Below are 17,368 nucleotides of genomic sequence, written 5' to 3'. Positions count from 1 at the left end.
AGAGTTGGAGACGGCGGTTGAAACCGCGTCTGCACAAACGAAACCCGAGCTCAGAGGGGTTGGAGGCGAGGGTTAGAATTTCCCGTCAACTGCTGACACGCAGCGTTCGCAAATTACCGGATGCTCGATCGACTCTCCGACATGAGTAGAATAGTTCCAGCATCGATCGCACTTTTGGCCGTCTGCTTTAACTACACCAATCGCCAACTCTGGAGATTGGTAACTGTACGGCAATTCCTGCATCACTGCATTCGATTCTATCAGTTCCACTTCCGAAGTAATGAACAAGTAGCGCAGTTCGTCTACACCGTTGCTACCACTTGCAGAATGGTGGTGTACAGCTATTTCCGCAGGAATTTCTGCTTGGGGCGCGATCGCACTTAATTCTGCTGTCGGGATTTCGGGTGTTTCTGCAAACACTTGTTCGACTGGGGCTGTTTGTGCGATCGCCTGTACTGGTACAAGGGCTGTCTCTACTGGAAGTGAAAGCACAATCTCCTGTGTTTCTACCAGTACCAGCGCCGTTGACTTTCCAAGCACATCTGCTGTCAGCGAATCAATTGTTTGTGCCATTTCTTGGCGGCTTTCTGCAAACAGCAAGTGACGGAAAGCAAACCAGATTGTAAACAAGATACCGATGACTTCAAACAAGTCACCCAGCAGCGGAATCTGATTCATTGTATCCAAAACCGCCAGGGTGACTCTACCCGTTATCACCACAGAAGCTAACAGCCCAAGTGTTACCAGCAATGTTTGGTATTCTGTGAAAAAGTTGCCGGCATAGTTAGGCAAATCCGCCACAAACTGGGCGCTTTTATCTAACATTTCCTGCAAATCTAAAGCAGATGCTTCTGGGGCAGAATATTCTACAATCTCAGAAGCTGCATCGCCCTTGGCGACAGTTTCTTCCTCAACATGAACTGTCTTTTCTGTCAAGACTTTGGCAACACTTGCTGCTTGTGATTCTTGTTTGTCTTGTACTGCTTTGGCTTTCTCCTCTGCTGCTAGTTGGATGGCTGCATTTTGCGATCGCACGTAATCCATCAATCCTTCGCTGCTGGGATTCAAAGCTTGCAATTGCGCTCTTTTGGCGACATCGGGAACGTACAATAAAACCTTAGCTTCCAAAGAAGAACCGATCGCCTTTTCAGTCCTCGCCTGTTCCAAAACCTTGTTAACTTCGCCGCGTATTTGTCGCAAATACTGCCAGCGAGTCGCCAATTCTGGATTGTGCCATTTAGCATCTAGTTGCACCCAACCAGCCTCAAATACTGACTTGTACGGTGTTTGATAAGGAATGTACTGCCAAATATCCTCAGCCATGTGACACAACACAGGTGCGATCGCCCGTGCTAAATTTTCGACTGCGATCGCAATTACCGTCTGACAACTGCGGCGGCGGCGCGCATCTGTCGAACTGATGTAAAGTCGATCTTTGGCAACATCCAAGTAGAAATTAGACAAATCCACGGTACAGAAATTCTGAACTGTTTGGAAGAATCGGGAAAATTGGAAACTTTCAAAAGCTTCTTGAACTTCCGCAAAAACTTCGCCCATTCTGTGCAACATATAGCGATCGAGTTCCGGCAAATCCTCGAAAGCAACGGCATCTTTTGCCGGATCGAAGTCGTGCAAATTCCCCAGCAAAAACTTCGCTGTATTCCGAATCTTGCGGTAAACATCCGATTGCTGTTTGAGAATGTTTTTGCCCAAAGGCACGTCGGCGGAGTAGTCTACCGAAGACACCCACAATCGCAAAACATCGGCGCCATATTCCTTAATTACTAACGCCGGATCGACGACATTGCCTTCAGATTTGCTCATCTTACGGCCTTTTTCATCGAGTACAAAACCGTGAGTCAAAACTGTTTTGTAGGGAGCGACGCCGTTAGTTGCTACACTGGTAAGTAAGCTCGATTGAAACCAGCCGCGGTGTTGGTCTGAACCTTCCAAATAGATATCAGCAGGATAGTTTAATTCCGATCGCCCTTTCGCCACAGCCGCCCAGGAAGAACCCGAGTCAAACCACACATCCATCGTGTCTGTGCCCTTGCGGTAAGTGCGGCCGTCATTGCGGTATGATTCCGGTAGCAATTCGGCGATCGACATTTCCCACCAAGCATCGGAACCGATCTCGGCAAAAATAGCTTGCACGTGCGAGATCGTCTCTTCATTTAACAGAGGTTCGTTGGTTTCTTCGTCGTAAAACACCGGAATCGGCACGCCCCAAGTCCGCTGGCGAGAAATACACCAATCCGATCGATCGCTAACCATAGCCGTGATCCGATTTTCCCCTTGGGCGGGAATCCAATTCACACCGGAAATTGCCTTTAACGCTTCATCGCGGAACCCTTCAACGGATGCAAACCACTGTTCAGTCGCCCGAAAAATCGTCGGTTTTTTAGTCCGCCAATCGTAAGGATAGGAGTGAGGATAAGCTTCCTCTTTAATCAAACAATTTACTTCCGCAAGGGCATCAATGACTGCGGCATTGCCGTTTCCGAGGACATTTAAACCTGCAAACTGTCCAGCTTCGGCGGTGAAATTTCCGTTCTCATCGACGGGCGTTAAAACTGGCAAACCGCAGCGTTTTCCGACGATAAAGTCTTCTTGTCCGTGGCCGGGTGCAGTGTGCACCAATCCGGTTCCTGAGTCAGCGGTAATGTAGTCGCCACCGGCAACGATCGGGCTTTCGCGATCGAACAACGGGTGTTTGTAGGTGGAACCTTCTAAATCTTTACCTGGGAAGGTAGCCAGGATTTTTAATTCAGTATTCAAAGTTGCCGACAGTCGATCGACCGCATCGACAGCAACTAACATAAATTGTTGTGCAATGTGGGAATTTGCCGGCGGTTCCACCACTGCATACATCAGTTCGGGATTAACTGCGATCGCCAAGTTAGCCGGAATCGTCCAGGGGGTAGTCGTCCAAATCGCCGCCCAGAGGCTCGGCATATAGCGCTTGAGCTTCGTTTGCAGGGATTTTGACAATTTTCTCACGTGAAAGCCGACGTAGATGCTGCGCGAGACGTGGCCTTCGGGATATTCTAATTCAGCTTCAGCGAGGGCTGTTTTCGAGCTCGGACTCCAGTGCACGGGTTTGAAGCCGCGGAAGATGTAGCCTTTGAGCACCATTTGACCGAAAACGCCGATTTGAGCCGCTTCGTATTCGGGTTTCAGGGTTAAATACGGGTGTTCCCAGTCGCCCCAAACGCCGTAGCGCTGAAAGGATGTGCGCTGCTGCGCCATTGTTTCCTGGGCGAAGGCGGAGGCTTTGCGGCGGAGATCGATCGGAGTAAGATTTAGCCGATCGTCCGATTTCATGTTTTGCAATACCTTAAGTTCGATCGGCAATCCGTGACAATCCCAACCGGGTACGTAGCGGACTTTTTTACCGCGCAGCATTTGGTAGCGGTTGATAAAATCCTTAAGAATTTTGTTGAGGGCGTGGCCGATGTGGAGTTGTCCGTTAGCGTAGGGCGGGCCGTCGTGGAGGACGAACAAATCCCCTGGGTTATTGTGCGAAAGGCGATCGTAGATAGCTTGATCTGCCCAAAATTGTTGCAATTCTGGTTCGCGTTTGGTGGCGTTGGCGCGCATATCAAACTTGGTTTTGGGCAAATTTACGGTGTCTTTGTAGGATTTTGCTTCCATTGTTCAGAAACGTTTTTTGTACTTAGTTGTTAGTAGTTAGCGGTTAACTGAGAGTTGATATCAAGTCCGATTAAATAATCATAATTAAGTTTGTAGTGAGGACTTCAGTCCTGTTTCGTCCTTGAAGGGCACACAACCAGATATTCTAGTATAAGCGATCGATCGCACATTCGCTCAAAGCAAATCCGTAAGGTACTCTCTCTTCTCTAACTCTGCGCCCTCTGCGCCCTCTGTGGTTAAAAAATCATTCATAAATCCAGGTTACGCTACTGGGTCAGCCAACTGAACATTTGACCAACAGTCAGATTCAGGGATTCAGCGAAAGCGGAGACGGGGATGCGATCGCGCCCCGTTGTTCAAACAGTGTTATGGTGCGATCGGCGATCGACCGCACATTCGCTCAAACCAAATCCGTAACATACCCTCTCCTCTCTAACTCTGCGCCCTCTGCGGCCTCTGTGGTAAAAAAAATCATTCATAAATCCAGATTACGCTACGGGGTCAGCCAACCGAGCATTTGACCAACAGTCCAGTCCCATAGGATTCTCGCGACTTAAAAACCAATACGCTTGGGTGAGAATTGCCATAGCGAGGAACGAAGCAATCGCAGTATCTATTCTTGACAGTTTTATCTCGATTATTTTAGCAATTTGTCAGGTATGTTAGCTAGCGGAGCGATCGTTTTTTTAACCGCAGATATCAGCGGATGAACACAGATGAACGCAGATGGAATTTCATCTGCGTTTATCTGCGTTTATCTGCGGTTAAAATTAGGTTTTCTTCTTCAACCCAAACCCAAATCAGTTACAGCGCCGACACTGCTAGAAGAAACCAACTTAGCGTATTTAGCCAAAACACCCTTAGTATACCGGGGTTTAGGAGCTTGCCAAAGAGCGCGCCGCCGCTCTAATTCTGCATCATCAACATTGAGCTGTAACAAGCGATTGTTAGCATCAATCGTAATTGAATCGCCCTCATTTACCAGAGCAATTGTGCCGCCAACTTGCGCCTCGGGTGCAACGTGACCGACAACCATGCCGTAGGTTCCGCCGGAAAAGCGACCGTCAGTAATTAACCCCACAGAATCGCCTAAACCTGCACCAATAATTGCCGAAGTTGGTGCTAGCATTTCGCGCATTCCCGGCCCGCCTTTGGGCCCTTCGTACCTGATGACAATGACATCTCCGGCTTGAATTTTGCCAGCCAAGATTGCAGCTAAACAATTTTCTTCCGATTCAAATACCCGCGCTGGGCCGGTGATTTGCGGTTTTTTAACACCTGTAATTTTAGCAACCGATCCTTCTGTTGCCAGATTTCCCCGGAGAATTGCTAAATGTCCTTGGGCGTACATCGGATTGTCAAGAGGGCGGATGACATCTTGATCGGCGCGGGGTTCGCTGGGAATATCTGCTAGGGATTCGGCAATTGTTTTACCTGTAATTGTCAGCGCATCTCCATGCAGCAAACCGCGTTCCAAAAGCATTTTCATTACTAGAGGAATGCCGCCGGCTTTGTGCAAATCGGTTGCTACGTATTTGCCGCTTGGTTTGAGGTCGCACAATACGGGTACTTTAGCTCTAATTGTTTCAAAATCGTCGAGGCACAACTCAACGCCGATCGCATTTGAAATGGCCAACAAATGCAGCACCGCATTCGTTGAACCGCCGATCGCCATAATTACCGCGATCGCATTTTCAAAGGCCGCTCGTGTTAAAATTTGGCTGGGTAACAACTGTTTGCGAATTGCTTCGACCAAAACTCTTGCAGATTCCGCAGCGCTGTCGGCTTTTTCAGCATCCTCAGCAGCCATTGTCGAAGAATAGGGCAAACTCATCCCCATAGCTTCAAAAGCGCTGGACATCGTATTTGCCGTGTACATTCCGCCGCAAGCACCAGCGCCGGGACAAGCTTTTTGTTCCACTGCGTTGAGCTCTGTTTCGTCAATTTTGCCGGCGCTGAATTGACCGACTGCTTCAAAAACGCTGACGACAGTTAAATCGCGTCCGTTGTGGTGTCCCGGTTTGATCGTGCCACCGTAGACAAAAATAGCAGGAATGTTCATGCGGGCGATCGCAATCATCGCCCCCGGCATATTTTTATCGCAACCGCCCACAGCCAGCAACCCATCCATACTCTGGCCATTGCAAACCGTTTCAATCGAATCTGCAATCACATCTCTCGACACCAGAGAATATTTCATCCCTTCGGTTCCCATCGAGATTCCGTCGCTGATAGTAATCGTACCGAACATCTGTGGCATGGCGCCGGCTTCTTTTGCACCCGCCTGGGCCCGCAAGGCGAGGTCGTTCAATCCCATATTGCAGGGCGTAATCGTGCTGTAGCCGTTGGCAATGCCCACAATGGGCTTAGTGAAATCGCCGTCGCCAAAACCCACGGCGCGCAGCATGGCGCGGTTGGGCGAACGCTGCACGCCCCCAGTCACCGCTTGGCTTCTTAAATTCTCAGGCATTCTCAAACTTCCTTTGTCTGTTGTTTCAGTTGTCTGTTTTTCTGATATCTTGACTCTATTTTTAATTCTCTCAGAATCGCTGACCTTTAGGAGACCGTCTAGAATAGATTCGCACAGCAGTGCCAAAATTCTACAGATACTGAAGCGTACAGGGTGAATACCGTGGTTATCTGGGATGATGTGTAAAACCGATCACTCTAACGTTTGAAACAAAAATTGCGAGGCGAATGACATGGAGGCCGATCGAATTCTGAGGCAATATGCGGCCGGAGAAAGAACTTTTCGAGAGATTAACCTCGCGGGAGCCGACTTAAAAGGGGCAAACCTCAGCGAGGCTAATTTTACCCGAGCGAATTTCCAAAACGCAAACCTCAAAGGCGCTAACCTAACGGGAGCGAACTTGCGCGAGGTGAAATTGGGTGGGGTGGACATGACGGAAGCCAACCTCACCGAAGCCAATCTCATCGGTACCGATTTGACCCGCGCCAATCTCAGCGGGGCTAACCTGGTGGGAGCAAACCTCCGCGGCTCAATGGCGAGAGAAGTCAACATGACTAAGGCAAATTTGACGGAAGCAAATTTGACAGAAGCCAACTTTACCGAAGCGAATTTGTTTGCGGCTAACTTAACCGAAGCTAGTATGATTCGCACTAATTTGATGAAGGCCAATTTGAGTTGGTCAACTCTCAAAGCTGTAAACCTGACAAATGCTATCCTCAGCGATTCGCTTTTAGAAAGAGCCAATCTGACTCAGGCAATTCTCAGTGGGGCGATGCTGAGCAGGGCCAACCTGACTGGTGCAGACTTGCGTCAAGTCACGATGGTTGGAGCTAATCTCAGCGAAGCTAATCTGAGCAATGCTAATTTGAGAGTTGCCAATATGAGTTGGTCAACTCTGCGCGGTGCTAACTTGAGCGGTGCTAATTTGTACCGGGCGAAGCTGTGTTGGTCTAATTTGAGCGGGGCTGTTTTGGTGGAAGCTGTTTTGATTGATGCTAATCTCAATCGAACTAACTTCCGCGATGCAGATTTGAGGCGGGCAATTATGCCTGACGGGGCTACTAATGACTCTCAATAATCTTGAGTTGTGAGTATTGATTAATGTTATTGGTTATTGGTTATTGGTTATTAGCAGCCCCAAGCGAGTAACAAACAACAAATAACAAATAACAAATAACTAATGACTATTAACTAATGACTGTTAGCGAATTATTGATTCTGGGTGCTGCCGGACTGTTTGCCGGTATTCTAGCTGGTTTTTTGGGTATCGGCGGCGGTACGGTGCTCGTGCCGTTGTTGGTGGCTCTCAAGTATGCTCCGGTGCAAGCGGTTGCTACTAGCGGTTTGTCGATCGTAATTACGGCTCTTTCTGGCAGCATCCAGAATTGGCGCATGGGCTATCTCAACTTGAGTCAAGTCGCAGGCATCGGATTTCCCGCCGTCATCACAGCACAAATTGGTGCTTATTTGGCGGGGATATTTCCTCCTTATTTGCTGTTAGTTACTTTTGGGTTGTTGCTGTGGCTGAATATTTATTTGATTGAAGTTCGCAAGCGCCTGACTGCTAAGAAAGTGGAAGAAGAAGGGGAAGGGGAAGACACGAAAGAATCTGGCTCAATTCCCAATTCCCAATTACCCATTACCAATTCCCAATTACCCATTACCAATCACCAATTACCCAACAATTCAAGTATTCTATTTAATCCAACTTTTGCTAAAATTGCGACTGGCAGTGCTGCCGGTTTATTGGCAGGTTTGTTCGGTGTAGGCGGTGGTGTGATTATGGTTCCCTTGCAAATTTTGCTGTTAGGGGAAAGCATTAAAAAGGCAATTCAAACGAGTTTGGGCGTCATCGTGATTACGGCAATTTCGGCGACGGCGGGACACGCGGCGCGCGGGAATGTTTTGTGGGTTGTGGGGTTGATTCTTGGGTGTGGCGGTTTGTTGGGCGCGCAAATCAGCACCAGGTTTTTGCCGAGATTGTCCGATCGCACTATTAGTTTAGCCTTTCGATCGCTCTTAGCAATTTTATCAATCTATATTTTCTGGCAAGCTTGGCAAAAATTTCGTTATTAGTTATTAGTTATTAGTTATTAGTTATTTGCAAGGGTTAGATAGTCTCCGCTATCAGACTATAAAATTAGTTCGTAGTGAGGACTAAAGTCCTCATAAATCAAGGACTAAAGTCCTCACTAAAAACATTTTTTCTTATCGGTAATTGAGCGGATCTGAGATTACTTGCGATCGGTTATTGGCAGCAAAGCCACAAGACAAGGCAAATAACAAACAACCAATAACAAACAACCAATAACCAATAACCAATGACTACTGACTGAGTTTCTTGACGGCGCGAGTCAAGCGCAGCAAATAAGGCTTGACAATTTCTTGATTTTGTCGCTGCAACTCGGAAACTTGCTCCTGCAAGTGCTGAATTTCGGTTTGCAGCGTCGCTGTATCTATTGTCGGTCGATCGAGCAAATCCTGCAATTGCTTCAGAGAACCTTGGATTCGATCCAAGTCTACTTCGTTCGATCGCTCCTGCAACTCTGCTGTAATAGTTCTAACCTCAGTTAACTTCTCGTCTAGCAACAAAAATCGGACGTTGACATTTTCCCAATCATGCTCTCTGAGGGCGCTATTTTCCAGAATGCGGAGTTTTTCCTGCAAATCCGACAGGATGCTGTAGAGTTCTTGAGAATCGGCAGGAAGTGCCTGCGCTTGGCGTTCGAGTGCGGCTACCGCAGCTTGTATGTCGGCGATGGCGCCGGATTCCAAAATACCGAGTTTTTGTTTTAAGTCGGAGACGGTAGAATCAAGTTTGGTAAGTTCTCCAGGTAGTTTCTGAACTTGCTGCGATCGAGCTTCTGCGGAGGCCTGTACCTCTGCGATGGCAGAATTTGCCTTTTGTTGAATTTTTTGCTCAAAACGCTGGCGATTGGCGAGATTCAGCGAGAGTGCTGCGGTTAGCGGGGCGGCAGCGTAGAGAATTTGCCCCGACAATCCCGCAGCAATGGTACCAATCGCTGAACCGGCAATAGAGGCGTATTCTGCCAATTCTAGCCAATTCTGCTGGTTTGGGGAAATTCTCATCGTGGGGAATGATGCGTCTTCGATCTTCTGCATAGCCTTTTAGTCGTAGTCTGATAGATTGCGATACCGACATGATAAGAGCGATCGGCAAATAAATCAGGGCTATTTTTGACACTCCCCACGGCTGTCGCCGGGGGATTCTCCAAGCCGAACTTGGAAGGGATAGGCAAATATCCCCCTAGACCCTTCAAATCAACTACCAATACTAGAGGTGTTGCAGTTGGGCTTACTTTTAGTTTTTCTTTTGCTTTGGGAGTCCATCACAAGCCAGATAGGTACGCTCCTCAACCTGCCATTATTTGCCCTTTCTAAGTATTCCGGTTCTAGCCGGATATCTGAGTTGCCGGGATTTCTCCGTACTAGGATGATTCAACGCGCAGACGGTTATTCATACTCACCCAATTACATTACCATGCTTAGTCCCCAAATACAATATTTACTGGCGGTTAAAACCGCAGACCGACTAATCCCCACGTCTCAAGCCGGGGGCTTGCGTCTAGTTTTCTGGTCAAAATTTCGGGATTATCATATTTCTATCGGCAGCTCTGCTGAATAATTTTTGCTTTCAACACGGCCAGTCTCAGGTAAAATTCAGGATATGTCGATCGCCTAAAAGTTAACCGACAACCGTTAACCGCCGTCTGTCAGGAGTATACAGAAAATGGGTCTCAAGATTATTGAAAGCTACGATAGCAGTTTTGTCCTGGAACCGGATGCTAAAGCCGCACTCTTCCATTCACTAACAGGTGAAAGCTTTCTCCAACAAGTAGCGATGCAATTGCAGTGCTCGCGGATTGAGTTTGCCGAGTTACTTTTTCAGCCAGTCCCTTACAGCAGCGAGACGCCCAAGGGAATGCCTGCGGAATTTGAAAAGTATCACGAATCGATCGATTTTGCGATCGTCAACGTCCCGCCTAATTTCATGTTTCAAGCCAAAATATTTAAACCCAGCCGCCTCTGTGCCATTTATCGCGTTTTCCAAAGTTAGCTAAAGGCTAGTTAATCTGTGGTTTAATCTAAAATCTAAAATCTAAAATCTAAAATCGGATGACAGAAGACATTCAGCCTCTCGCCAGCTTACAATTCATACCATACATTGACTCCGAAGGGAAACTGCCTGAATTTGTCCAGGGTAAAATCGGCGTCTATGCGATTTTCGACAACGATAAAATGCTGCAATTTGTCGGCTATTCTCGGGATACTTACCTCAGCCTCAAACAGCATTTAGTACGCCAACCCGAACATTGCTACTGGCTAAAAGTCCAAACTATCGACAAGCCCAGCCGCACTATTCTAGAAAGCATCCGAGCGAGTTGGATTGCCGAAAACGGTTCCCAGCCCCAGGGCAATGGTACCGATGCTACCAAGTGGAACGATCCCATCGATACCAAAACTGTCATGACTTCGCAAGAAGTAGCAAATTATGAAGGTATAGTCGCCGATGAACTTGCCAAAGATAAATTGTTGAAAAATGTAGCGCGCCGCGTAGAAAATGAAATTTTAGCGCTGCTCAAATCTCGCGGTGTAACTGAAGAAATCCGGTTTAATCCCAAGCTAAAAACTAGCGGCTTGCTGGATTTGAAGTAAATATGCTCTCAGGTTAATTCTCCACAATAAACCCTGTTTGTAGTGAGGAATTCAGTCCTCTCTTTAAGGACTAAAGTCCTCACTACGAACCTTTTTGTAGTGAGGAATTAACTTTTTATCTAAGGACTAAAGTCCTCACTACGAACCTTTTTGTAGTGAGGAATTAACTTTTTTATCTAAGGACTAAAGCCCTGACTGCGAACTTATAACATTTTAAGATTTATAGCAACCGCCACATCGGGTGCGGACACAAATAACCTAATGAATAGAGCCGATATCCGTCAAGCAGAAATGATTTGATTCCCGTACTGTCAACTGTCAACTGTCAACTGTCAACTGTCAACTGCTATAACAGATATCGGAATCTGCAAAATGAACTCTGTCCCCCCGCCGGGAGCAGAAATACAACTGATTTTACCTCCATGTTTTTCTACTATAATATCGTGACTGATTGCCAAGCCCAATCCAGTACCCCGGCCGACAGGCTTGGTAGTAAAAAATGGGTCAAATATCCGGTGGCGCACTGCCTCGCAAATCCCGCAACCGTTATCGGCAATTAAAATCATAACGGACTGAAACTTTTGAGTTGCCAAGTTTGAATTTGGATTGTACAACGCAGGTTCTGAATCTGAACTTACTGAAGTGCTGATGGTAATTTTTCGGGGATAAGGTTGAGATTCCAGCGCATCAATAGCATTGATTAGCAGATTCATAAATACCTGATTTAATAGACTGGCATAACAGGTGATTTTTGGCAGTTTACTGTAGTGTTTTCTCACTTCAATCTCACCGATATTGTTGGCTCCTTTGAGGCGGTGTTGCAAAATAACTAAAGTATTGTCAATGCCTTCATGAATATCCACTGGCTTGCACTTTTCTTGGCCCAGGCGGGAGAAGTTGCGAAAAGACAGCACAATCTCGCTAATTCGAGAAGTACCTTCTTTCATCGAACTTAGCAGTTTTGGATAATCATCTGCAATGAATTCGGGTTGAATTTTTTCCAATTCGCCGACAATTTCTGCCACGGGATGCGGGTAGTAATGTCGGTATAATTTTATGAGGCGAACCAAGTCTTGTGCATAGTCAGCAGCCATAGTAATATTGCCGGAGATAAAGTTGACTGGATTGTTGATTTCGTGAGCAATCCCTGCGGCTAGTTGCCCTAAAGAAGCCATTTTTTCCTTCTGTATTAACTGAGATTGAGTCTTCTTGAGTTCAGTTAAAGTTTCTTCGAGTTGCTGCGCGTAGGATTGTGTTTGCTGCAACAACTGGCGCTGCAAGAGTTGATTTGAGACGCGCGCCAAAACTTCTTGTTCTTGAAAAGGTTTTGTGATATAATCTACACCGCCAACTTCAAAGGCTTTGACTTTATCTAACACTTCATTTAAAGCGCTGATAAAAATGACGGGAATGTCTTTGGTGGTGGCAGAAGCTTTTAAAATTTCGCAGACTTTGTAGCCGTCCATACTGGGCATCATGATGTCCAGCAAAATCAAGTCAGGAGGTGTTGATTCGATCGACCTTAGGGCTAGTTGACCGTCGGGTGCAGTGCGTGTTTTGTAGCCATGCCTCGATAGTATTTTAGCTAGAAGGTGCAAATTATTCGGAACATCATCAACAATTAAAATATTCCCTTTTAAGACGGGAGTTGCTTCGTAATTCATATCTAGTCTGGTAAAATAACCTTTGTAGGTTTGTAGTGAGGACTTTAGTCCTCAAAGTTTGATGAGGACTAAAGTCCTCACTACGAACCCGATCTAATATCATTTTTATTTGGTTGAGGGACGGATGAGAGCTAGTATTTGATTGAACTGAAACTCGTTAGCTAAGGCGGCGAGAGCGGTAGCTAATGGGTCATTTCGATCGCGAATTTGCTCTATTTGACTGAGAATCAGCTCTAAATCGCACTCAATAGTGGCTTTTTCTAAAGCTGTCAGCCAATCCGTTGGTAAAGCTGCAACGTTTTCTGGAGTCGGAGCCTCGATTTGAGTTGGCTCCGGCACACTCTCCGGTTCATCGTAAATGTAACGCACTCCGAGATGTTTGTGGAGGGTGGCAAAGATGTCTGTCTCTCGAAAGGGTTTGTGGATAAAGTCATCCCAATTATTTGATACAGTAACGGTTCGGGCTTCCTCGGCGTTGGCGGCACTCACGGCAATAATGACGGTAGTTTTACCTTTAACGGTGGCTTTAATGCGTTGCGTGGCTTCACCTCCATCCATTACGGGCATCCACATATCCATAAAAATTAAGTCCGGCTCAAAACTCGTCCACACTTCAATGGCTTCTACACCATTACAGGCTTCTTTGAGCTCAAAGTCAAAGGTTGCAAGGATTTTGAGCAGTAGTTGGCGGTTGTCCTCGCGATCGTCCACAATCAATATACGATAGCGCGGTTGGTTGGATTCTAGGGCGATCGCCCGACGCGACGGCTGTACCAGTTCAATCGCCGCCGCCTCAACTGCGCTGACGGGGATATCAAAGGCGAAGGTGGTCCCGTGTCCTACTTTACTGCGTACAGTAATGATGTCGCCCATCAGCTTGACAAAGTGTTGGCTGATGGCCAGCCCCAAACCGGTTCCCTGCTGAGATGTTTTTCCTGTTTTGGTTTGGACAAAGGCTTGAAAAAGCTGGTCTAACTCATCGGGAGTCATGCCGCAGCCTGTATCTTCTATTTCAAAATGTAATTTGTAATTGATTGGTAATTGCTGATTTTCCTGTTCAATTACCGAACTTACTCTTACTGCAATGCCTCCTTCCTTCGTAAACTTAATAGCGTTAGAAAGCAGATTAATTAAAACTTGGCGCAACTTAACTTGATCGGCGTGCAAATATTCTGGAATATTCCTAGAGTAGCTAAATATTAACTCCAATTGTTGCTCGCGCGCCTGAAGTTGGAACATCTCTTCCACCTCGTTTAGCAGTCTGCTTAATTGAAAGTCTGTTGGGTTGAGTGTAATGCGTCCTGCCTCTATTTTGGCTAAATCTAATATTTGATTGATCAGAGTTAGCAAGTGTTCTCCGCTGCGGTTGATGATGCCGATATTTTCCTGTTGTTCGCGGTTGAGGTTGGCGGATCGCTGCATCAATTGGGAGAATCCCAGAATTGAGTTAAGAGGGGTGCGTAATTCGTGGCTCATGTTGGCCAAAAAAGTGCTTTTCGCGAGGTTGGCTGCTTCTGCTGCTAAGGCGGCTTGTTGGAGCTGTACGGCTTGCTGTTGAGTGGCTTCGAGTAATTGAGCTTGTTGTAAAGCGACTTCGAGTTGAGTGCTAATTTGCAGCGCGATATTGATTTCTGCTGCGCGCCAAGTGCGGGGCCCAGAATTTTGATAGCTGGCGAGCAAACCCCAAAGTTGACTGCCGCAGAATATGGGGCAAATAATGTAGGCTCTGGCTTGAAATTGCTCTAACACTTCCACGTAACAAGGAGTAAATCCAGCAGTGTATATGTCTTCAACCATGCGGTAACAAACACCTATATCGTAGATACCGCCTTGATTTTTTTGTAGGTAGGTATCTCGTACTCCTTCACCGCAGGCTTGTAAGTTTGTCGCCGCACAGCGAAAGTCGGTGGCGAGATTGTTTGGTAAATTAAGTTCGTCCAATTGTTGTATCACAGATATCCAGCCCTCCCCCATTGACTCGGCAACAAATTCGCCACTCCAATCTGGATTAAAACGATAGATAGCGACTCGATCGCATTTGAGTGTTTCTCGCAATTCTGAGGTTGTGGTTTGGAATATGGTATCAATATCTAAGGACTGACGGATGCGATCGATCGATCGCCCGATTGCTTGTTCCCGCTGGGCGCTTTCTCGCAAAGCTGCCTCGGCTTGTTTGTAAGCGGTAATATCCAAGACAGTGCCAAACCAACGGAGCAACTGCCCTTTTTTATCAAAAACGGGTTTCCCTCTGACTTCCATGTAAGTGAGCGAGCCATCTCTGCGGATCAGGCGCAGAGCGAGTTCAAAGCTTTTTTTACTGATCGATCGCTCCTGAAGCATTGTTAGATAGGGCGATCGATCTTCGGGATGAAAACGATCGACTAATTCTGGGGTTGCTACGGGTTTTTGAGTCGGTTCGATCTCGAACATACGATAGAGTTCTTCACTCCAAGTGCTTGTTGCTTGGCCTATATCGTATTCCCAACTGCCAATCCTGGCAATTTTTTGGGCTTCCAGCAGTCGGGCTTCGGCCAACTGGCGATCGCTAATGTCCCTGGCTACCCAAACCACAGAGCGATCGGACAATGGCGAAATTTTAGCAGCAAACCAAACTTCTTGGTTGTTAATCTGCATCCTGTAATCAAAATTTATAGTTTGCTGGGTTTCTAATGCCTCTTGAACTTGAGTGAAATAAATGTCTTGGGAACTCTCACTAAAAATTTGTTCGAGGATAGAGTCGAGCTGCTCTGTCTGAGTGTAGTCTTGAAAAATTCCCCTAGTTGGTATAACTTGAATTGTTTTTTCTGGCAATTCTAAAATTAGTATAATATCTGCAATTGACTCAAATATTTTTAGAATTCTTTGAGTAGAACTGTCAAGTTTTTGTTCTATCAATTTGCGTTCGGCAACTTCCTCATGTAATAGTTCGTTAGCACGAGCTAGGTCAGCAGTACGTTCTGCAACTTTGGTGGCTAAAGTGCTATTGTAGTCAGTTAATAGTTTTTCAGATTGTTTGCGCCCTGAGATGTCACTAAAAGCATTGATGGCATAAATAATCTTGCCGCCTGCATCGAAAACTGGTGTGGCGCGCACCTCAAGCTTAATAATTTCCCCATCTCGATGAATTTCTAAATCCTCAACAAGTACCGTTTCACCCCGCAGCGCTCGGAAGGCAGGAATTTTTTCAGTTGGACAAAGCTGGTTTTGGTGGTAGATTTGATAAACTTCTGCCATTTTTTCTAAAGTCGCATCGGGAATATTTTGTACGCCGCTCAAACGCTTGGCAGTTTCGTTTAAGTAGACGACTTTACCCGAGGCATCGTGGATAGATATCCCGGCTGGTATGGCTTCTAAAAATTGCTTGAGTTGGCTCTCGCTTTGCGCTAAAGCTTCTGTTAAAGATTTTTGTTCGGAAAAAGCCTGTTGCAGTTGCTCTGCCATCAGATTGAAGGAATTGGTGAGGTCTCCGAGTTCATCGAAGCGTCTAATTTCTAAAGGTTGATGCCATTCTCCTTTTCCTAGATTTTTGGCGGCGGTATTCAAGCGCAGAATTGGCTTTATTACCCAACGGGCAGTCAACAATCCGATCGCGATCGCCAACACCAGCGTACCGACGCACAACCCCAATGTATTGCGGGTATTCGCTTCAATGCGAGCCATGAAATCCGACTCTGGTACCACCACCACAATCAACCAATCCAAGCCATAGGCATCTCCATAAGGAGCGACGCTGACAAACTGCCGAGATCCATTACTCGTCATGGTAAATTGCTGAGCTCTATCCAGCGAACTTAAGTTGGTAAAGCGGTTGGTGAGTTGCCGAGCAATGTCTCGGGTGCGGGTATCCTGGCTGTTGGTGGCTAGCAATCGCGTGGGTGGCTGTTTTTCTTGCTTGACAAAGGGTGTTTCTAGGGTGGATGTAGCAACCAGATTGCCCGATCGCTCCATAATAAAAGTCTGTCCCGATTTAGAGAAGTAGAGGCGATCGAGAAAACTGCTAATTGCCGACAGCGCATAATTTGAAGTAAAAACCCCCCGCCATTCGCCAGCATCCTTGATGGGAGACACCGCAAAAATTCCTAACGTCGGCATAGCGTTGAAAACAACAATTGGCGACCAAGTTTGTTTGTTGGAGGCTTTGGCCTGGCGAAACCAAACTGTTTCGCGGTTATCCATAGGGATGCTATAGAGCAGTTTTAGGGGATTGCCTTTGGAGTCAACCGAGTAGTATTGCATTTTACCCAAGTCGGTACTTTTCATACTGCAAAAAAAACGCGTACCGATTGAGAATTTCTCCCCTGTCTCTTTTGTGACTTGTTGCACAAATTCCTCGCTCATCAGGCGCCCGTACCCAATTTGTTCTCCTCGCTCATTGACAAAAAAGCTCGATTGCAGAGCGGGGTTGAAGATTATTTGCTGCCAAAGTTGCTGTCGCAGTTGCTGAGTGTTGTTGAGGTTCAGCATTTCTTGTTCTACTGCTAGACGGTTGGCTGCTACGGCATTCTGGGGGGCGTTGAGGTAGTTGCTGAGCCGATCGCCAATTCGCTCTCCTACTTGTTCCATTAACTGCTGTGCTAGATCCTCGACGGATTCCCGGCTGCTTTTGAAAGAAAGATAACCCACTAGCCCGACAGCGCTGACTGTTAGCAACACAAAGGGAACAATCAGAACTGTTCGCAGGCGAGGTTTGCTGAAAATTTCGGCGGCTGCTGGGTGGTTGAGGGGATAAATCGGCATGGCGCGATCGAGGAGTTGGGCTGGCGATCGAATTTTAACTTTTGCAGTCTTCTGCGAGGTTAATTTCTAGGTATGTAGTTGCGCTTAAGCGCTCTTGATTTAGGTATGTAGTTGCGCTTAAGCGCTCTTGATTTAGGTATGTAGTTGCGCTTAAGCGCTCTTGATT

The 17,368-nt window shown here is 46.7% G+C and carries 9 protein-coding genes; 4 read left to right on the top strand and 5 right to left on the bottom strand.

Going from position 1 to position 17,368, the window contains the following annotated elements:
- Nucleotides 1–72: 72 nt before the first annotated feature.
- The gene (gene ileS / locus JGK16_RS01630; protein WP_293189411.1) at nucleotides 73–3,654 is read right to left on the bottom strand and encodes an isoleucine--tRNA ligase; all 3,582 of its coding nucleotides are present in this window, start codon (nucleotides 3,652–3,654) and stop codon (nucleotides 73–75) included.
- Between the two features lie 784 nt (nucleotides 3,655–4,438).
- Nucleotides 4,439–6,124 (bottom strand): dihydroxy-acid dehydratase, encoded by a 1,686-nt coding sequence (gene ilvD / locus JGK16_RS01625; RefSeq protein WP_293189412.1) that lies wholly within the window; start codon nucleotides 6,122–6,124, stop codon nucleotides 4,439–4,441.
- Between the two features lie 232 nt (nucleotides 6,125–6,356).
- Here ilvD and JGK16_RS01620 point away from each other — a divergent pair, with 232 nt between their 5' ends.
- Entirely contained in the window at nucleotides 6,357–7,202 is an 846-nt protein-coding gene (locus tag JGK16_RS01620; RefSeq protein WP_293183417.1) for a pentapeptide repeat-containing protein, read from the top strand.
- A 116-nt stretch (nucleotides 7,203–7,318) separates the two neighbouring features.
- On the top strand, nucleotides 7,319–8,200 hold the full coding sequence (locus JGK16_RS01615) for a sulfite exporter TauE/SafE family protein (protein WP_293183415.1): 882 nt from the start codon (nucleotides 7,319–7,321) through the stop codon (nucleotides 8,198–8,200).
- 249 nt (nucleotides 8,201–8,449) lie between these two features.
- Here the strand turns inward: JGK16_RS01615 and JGK16_RS01610 are convergent, their stop codons facing one another.
- Complete coding sequence (locus JGK16_RS01610) at nucleotides 8,450–9,247, bottom strand: hypothetical protein (protein ID WP_293189413.1); 798 nt, start codon at nucleotides 9,245–9,247, stop codon at nucleotides 8,450–8,452.
- A gap of 628 nt (nucleotides 9,248–9,875) precedes the next feature.
- Here JGK16_RS01610 and JGK16_RS01605 point away from each other — a divergent pair.
- Together JGK16_RS01605 and JGK16_RS01600 are read left to right on the top strand one after the other, a co-directional pair.
- Nucleotides 9,876–10,202, top strand: coding sequence for a hypothetical protein (locus tag JGK16_RS01605; RefSeq protein WP_293183411.1), 327 nt, complete (start codon nucleotides 9,876–9,878; stop codon nucleotides 10,200–10,202).
- Between the two features lie 59 nt (nucleotides 10,203–10,261).
- Nucleotides 10,262–10,801 (top strand): GIY-YIG nuclease family protein, encoded by a 540-nt coding sequence (locus JGK16_RS01600; RefSeq protein WP_293183410.1) that lies wholly within the window; start codon nucleotides 10,262–10,264, stop codon nucleotides 10,799–10,801.
- Nucleotides 10,802–11,133: 332 nt separating this feature from the next.
- Here the strand turns inward: JGK16_RS01600 and JGK16_RS01595 are convergent, their stop codons facing one another.
- Nucleotides 11,134–12,465, bottom strand: a complete 1,332-nt coding sequence (locus tag JGK16_RS01595) for a response regulator (RefSeq protein WP_293183408.1) — start codon at nucleotides 12,463–12,465, stop codon at nucleotides 11,134–11,136.
- Between the two features lie 105 nt (nucleotides 12,466–12,570).
- Nucleotides 12,571–17,202: an ATP-binding protein gene (locus JGK16_RS01590; RefSeq protein WP_293189414.1), complete on the bottom strand. Its 4,632-nt coding sequence runs from the start codon at nucleotides 17,200–17,202 to the stop codon at nucleotides 12,571–12,573.
- Nucleotides 17,203–17,368 lie beyond the last annotated feature (166 nt).

This window comes from Microcoleus sp. PH2017_09_SFU_O_A, assembly GCF_020738625.1.
Taxonomy (GTDB): domain Bacteria; phylum Cyanobacteriota; class Cyanobacteriia; order Cyanobacteriales; family Microcoleaceae; genus Microcoleus.
Note: the sequence above shows the minus strand (reverse complement) of the source record. Positions and strands in the feature narration are given on the sequence as shown.

What these genes read in the sequence shown, in the direction of transcription:
- JGK16_RS01600 (WP_293183410.1), top strand. Translation starts at nt 10,262, where the DNA reads ATGACAGAAGACATTCAGCCTCTCGCCAGCTTACAATTCATACCATAC.
- JGK16_RS01615 (WP_293183415.1), top strand. Translation starts at nt 7,319, where the DNA reads ATGACTGTTAGCGAATTATTGATTCTGGGTGCTGCCGGACTGTTTGCC.
- ilvD (WP_293189412.1), bottom strand. Translation starts at nt 6,124, where the DNA reads ATGCCTGAGAATTTAAGAAGCCAAGCGGTGACTGGGGGCGTGCAGCGT.
- JGK16_RS01605 (WP_293183411.1), top strand. Translation starts at nt 9,876, where the DNA reads ATGGGTCTCAAGATTATTGAAAGCTACGATAGCAGTTTTGTCCTGGAA.
- ileS (WP_293189411.1), bottom strand. Translation starts at nt 3,654, where the DNA reads ATGGAAGCAAAATCCTACAAAGACACCGTAAATTTGCCCAAAACCAAG.
- JGK16_RS01595 (WP_293183408.1), bottom strand. Translation starts at nt 12,465, where the DNA reads ATGAATTACGAAGCAACTCCCGTCTTAAAAGGGAATATTTTAATTGTT.
- JGK16_RS01610 (WP_293189413.1), bottom strand. Translation starts at nt 9,247, where the DNA reads ATGCAGAAGATCGAAGACGCATCATTCCCCACGATGAGAATTTCCCCA.
- JGK16_RS01590 (WP_293189414.1), bottom strand. Translation starts at nt 17,202, where the DNA reads ATGCCGATTTATCCCCTCAACCACCCAGCAGCCGCCGAAATTTTCAGC.
- JGK16_RS01620 (WP_293183417.1), top strand. Translation starts at nt 6,357, where the DNA reads ATGGAGGCCGATCGAATTCTGAGGCAATATGCGGCCGGAGAAAGAACT.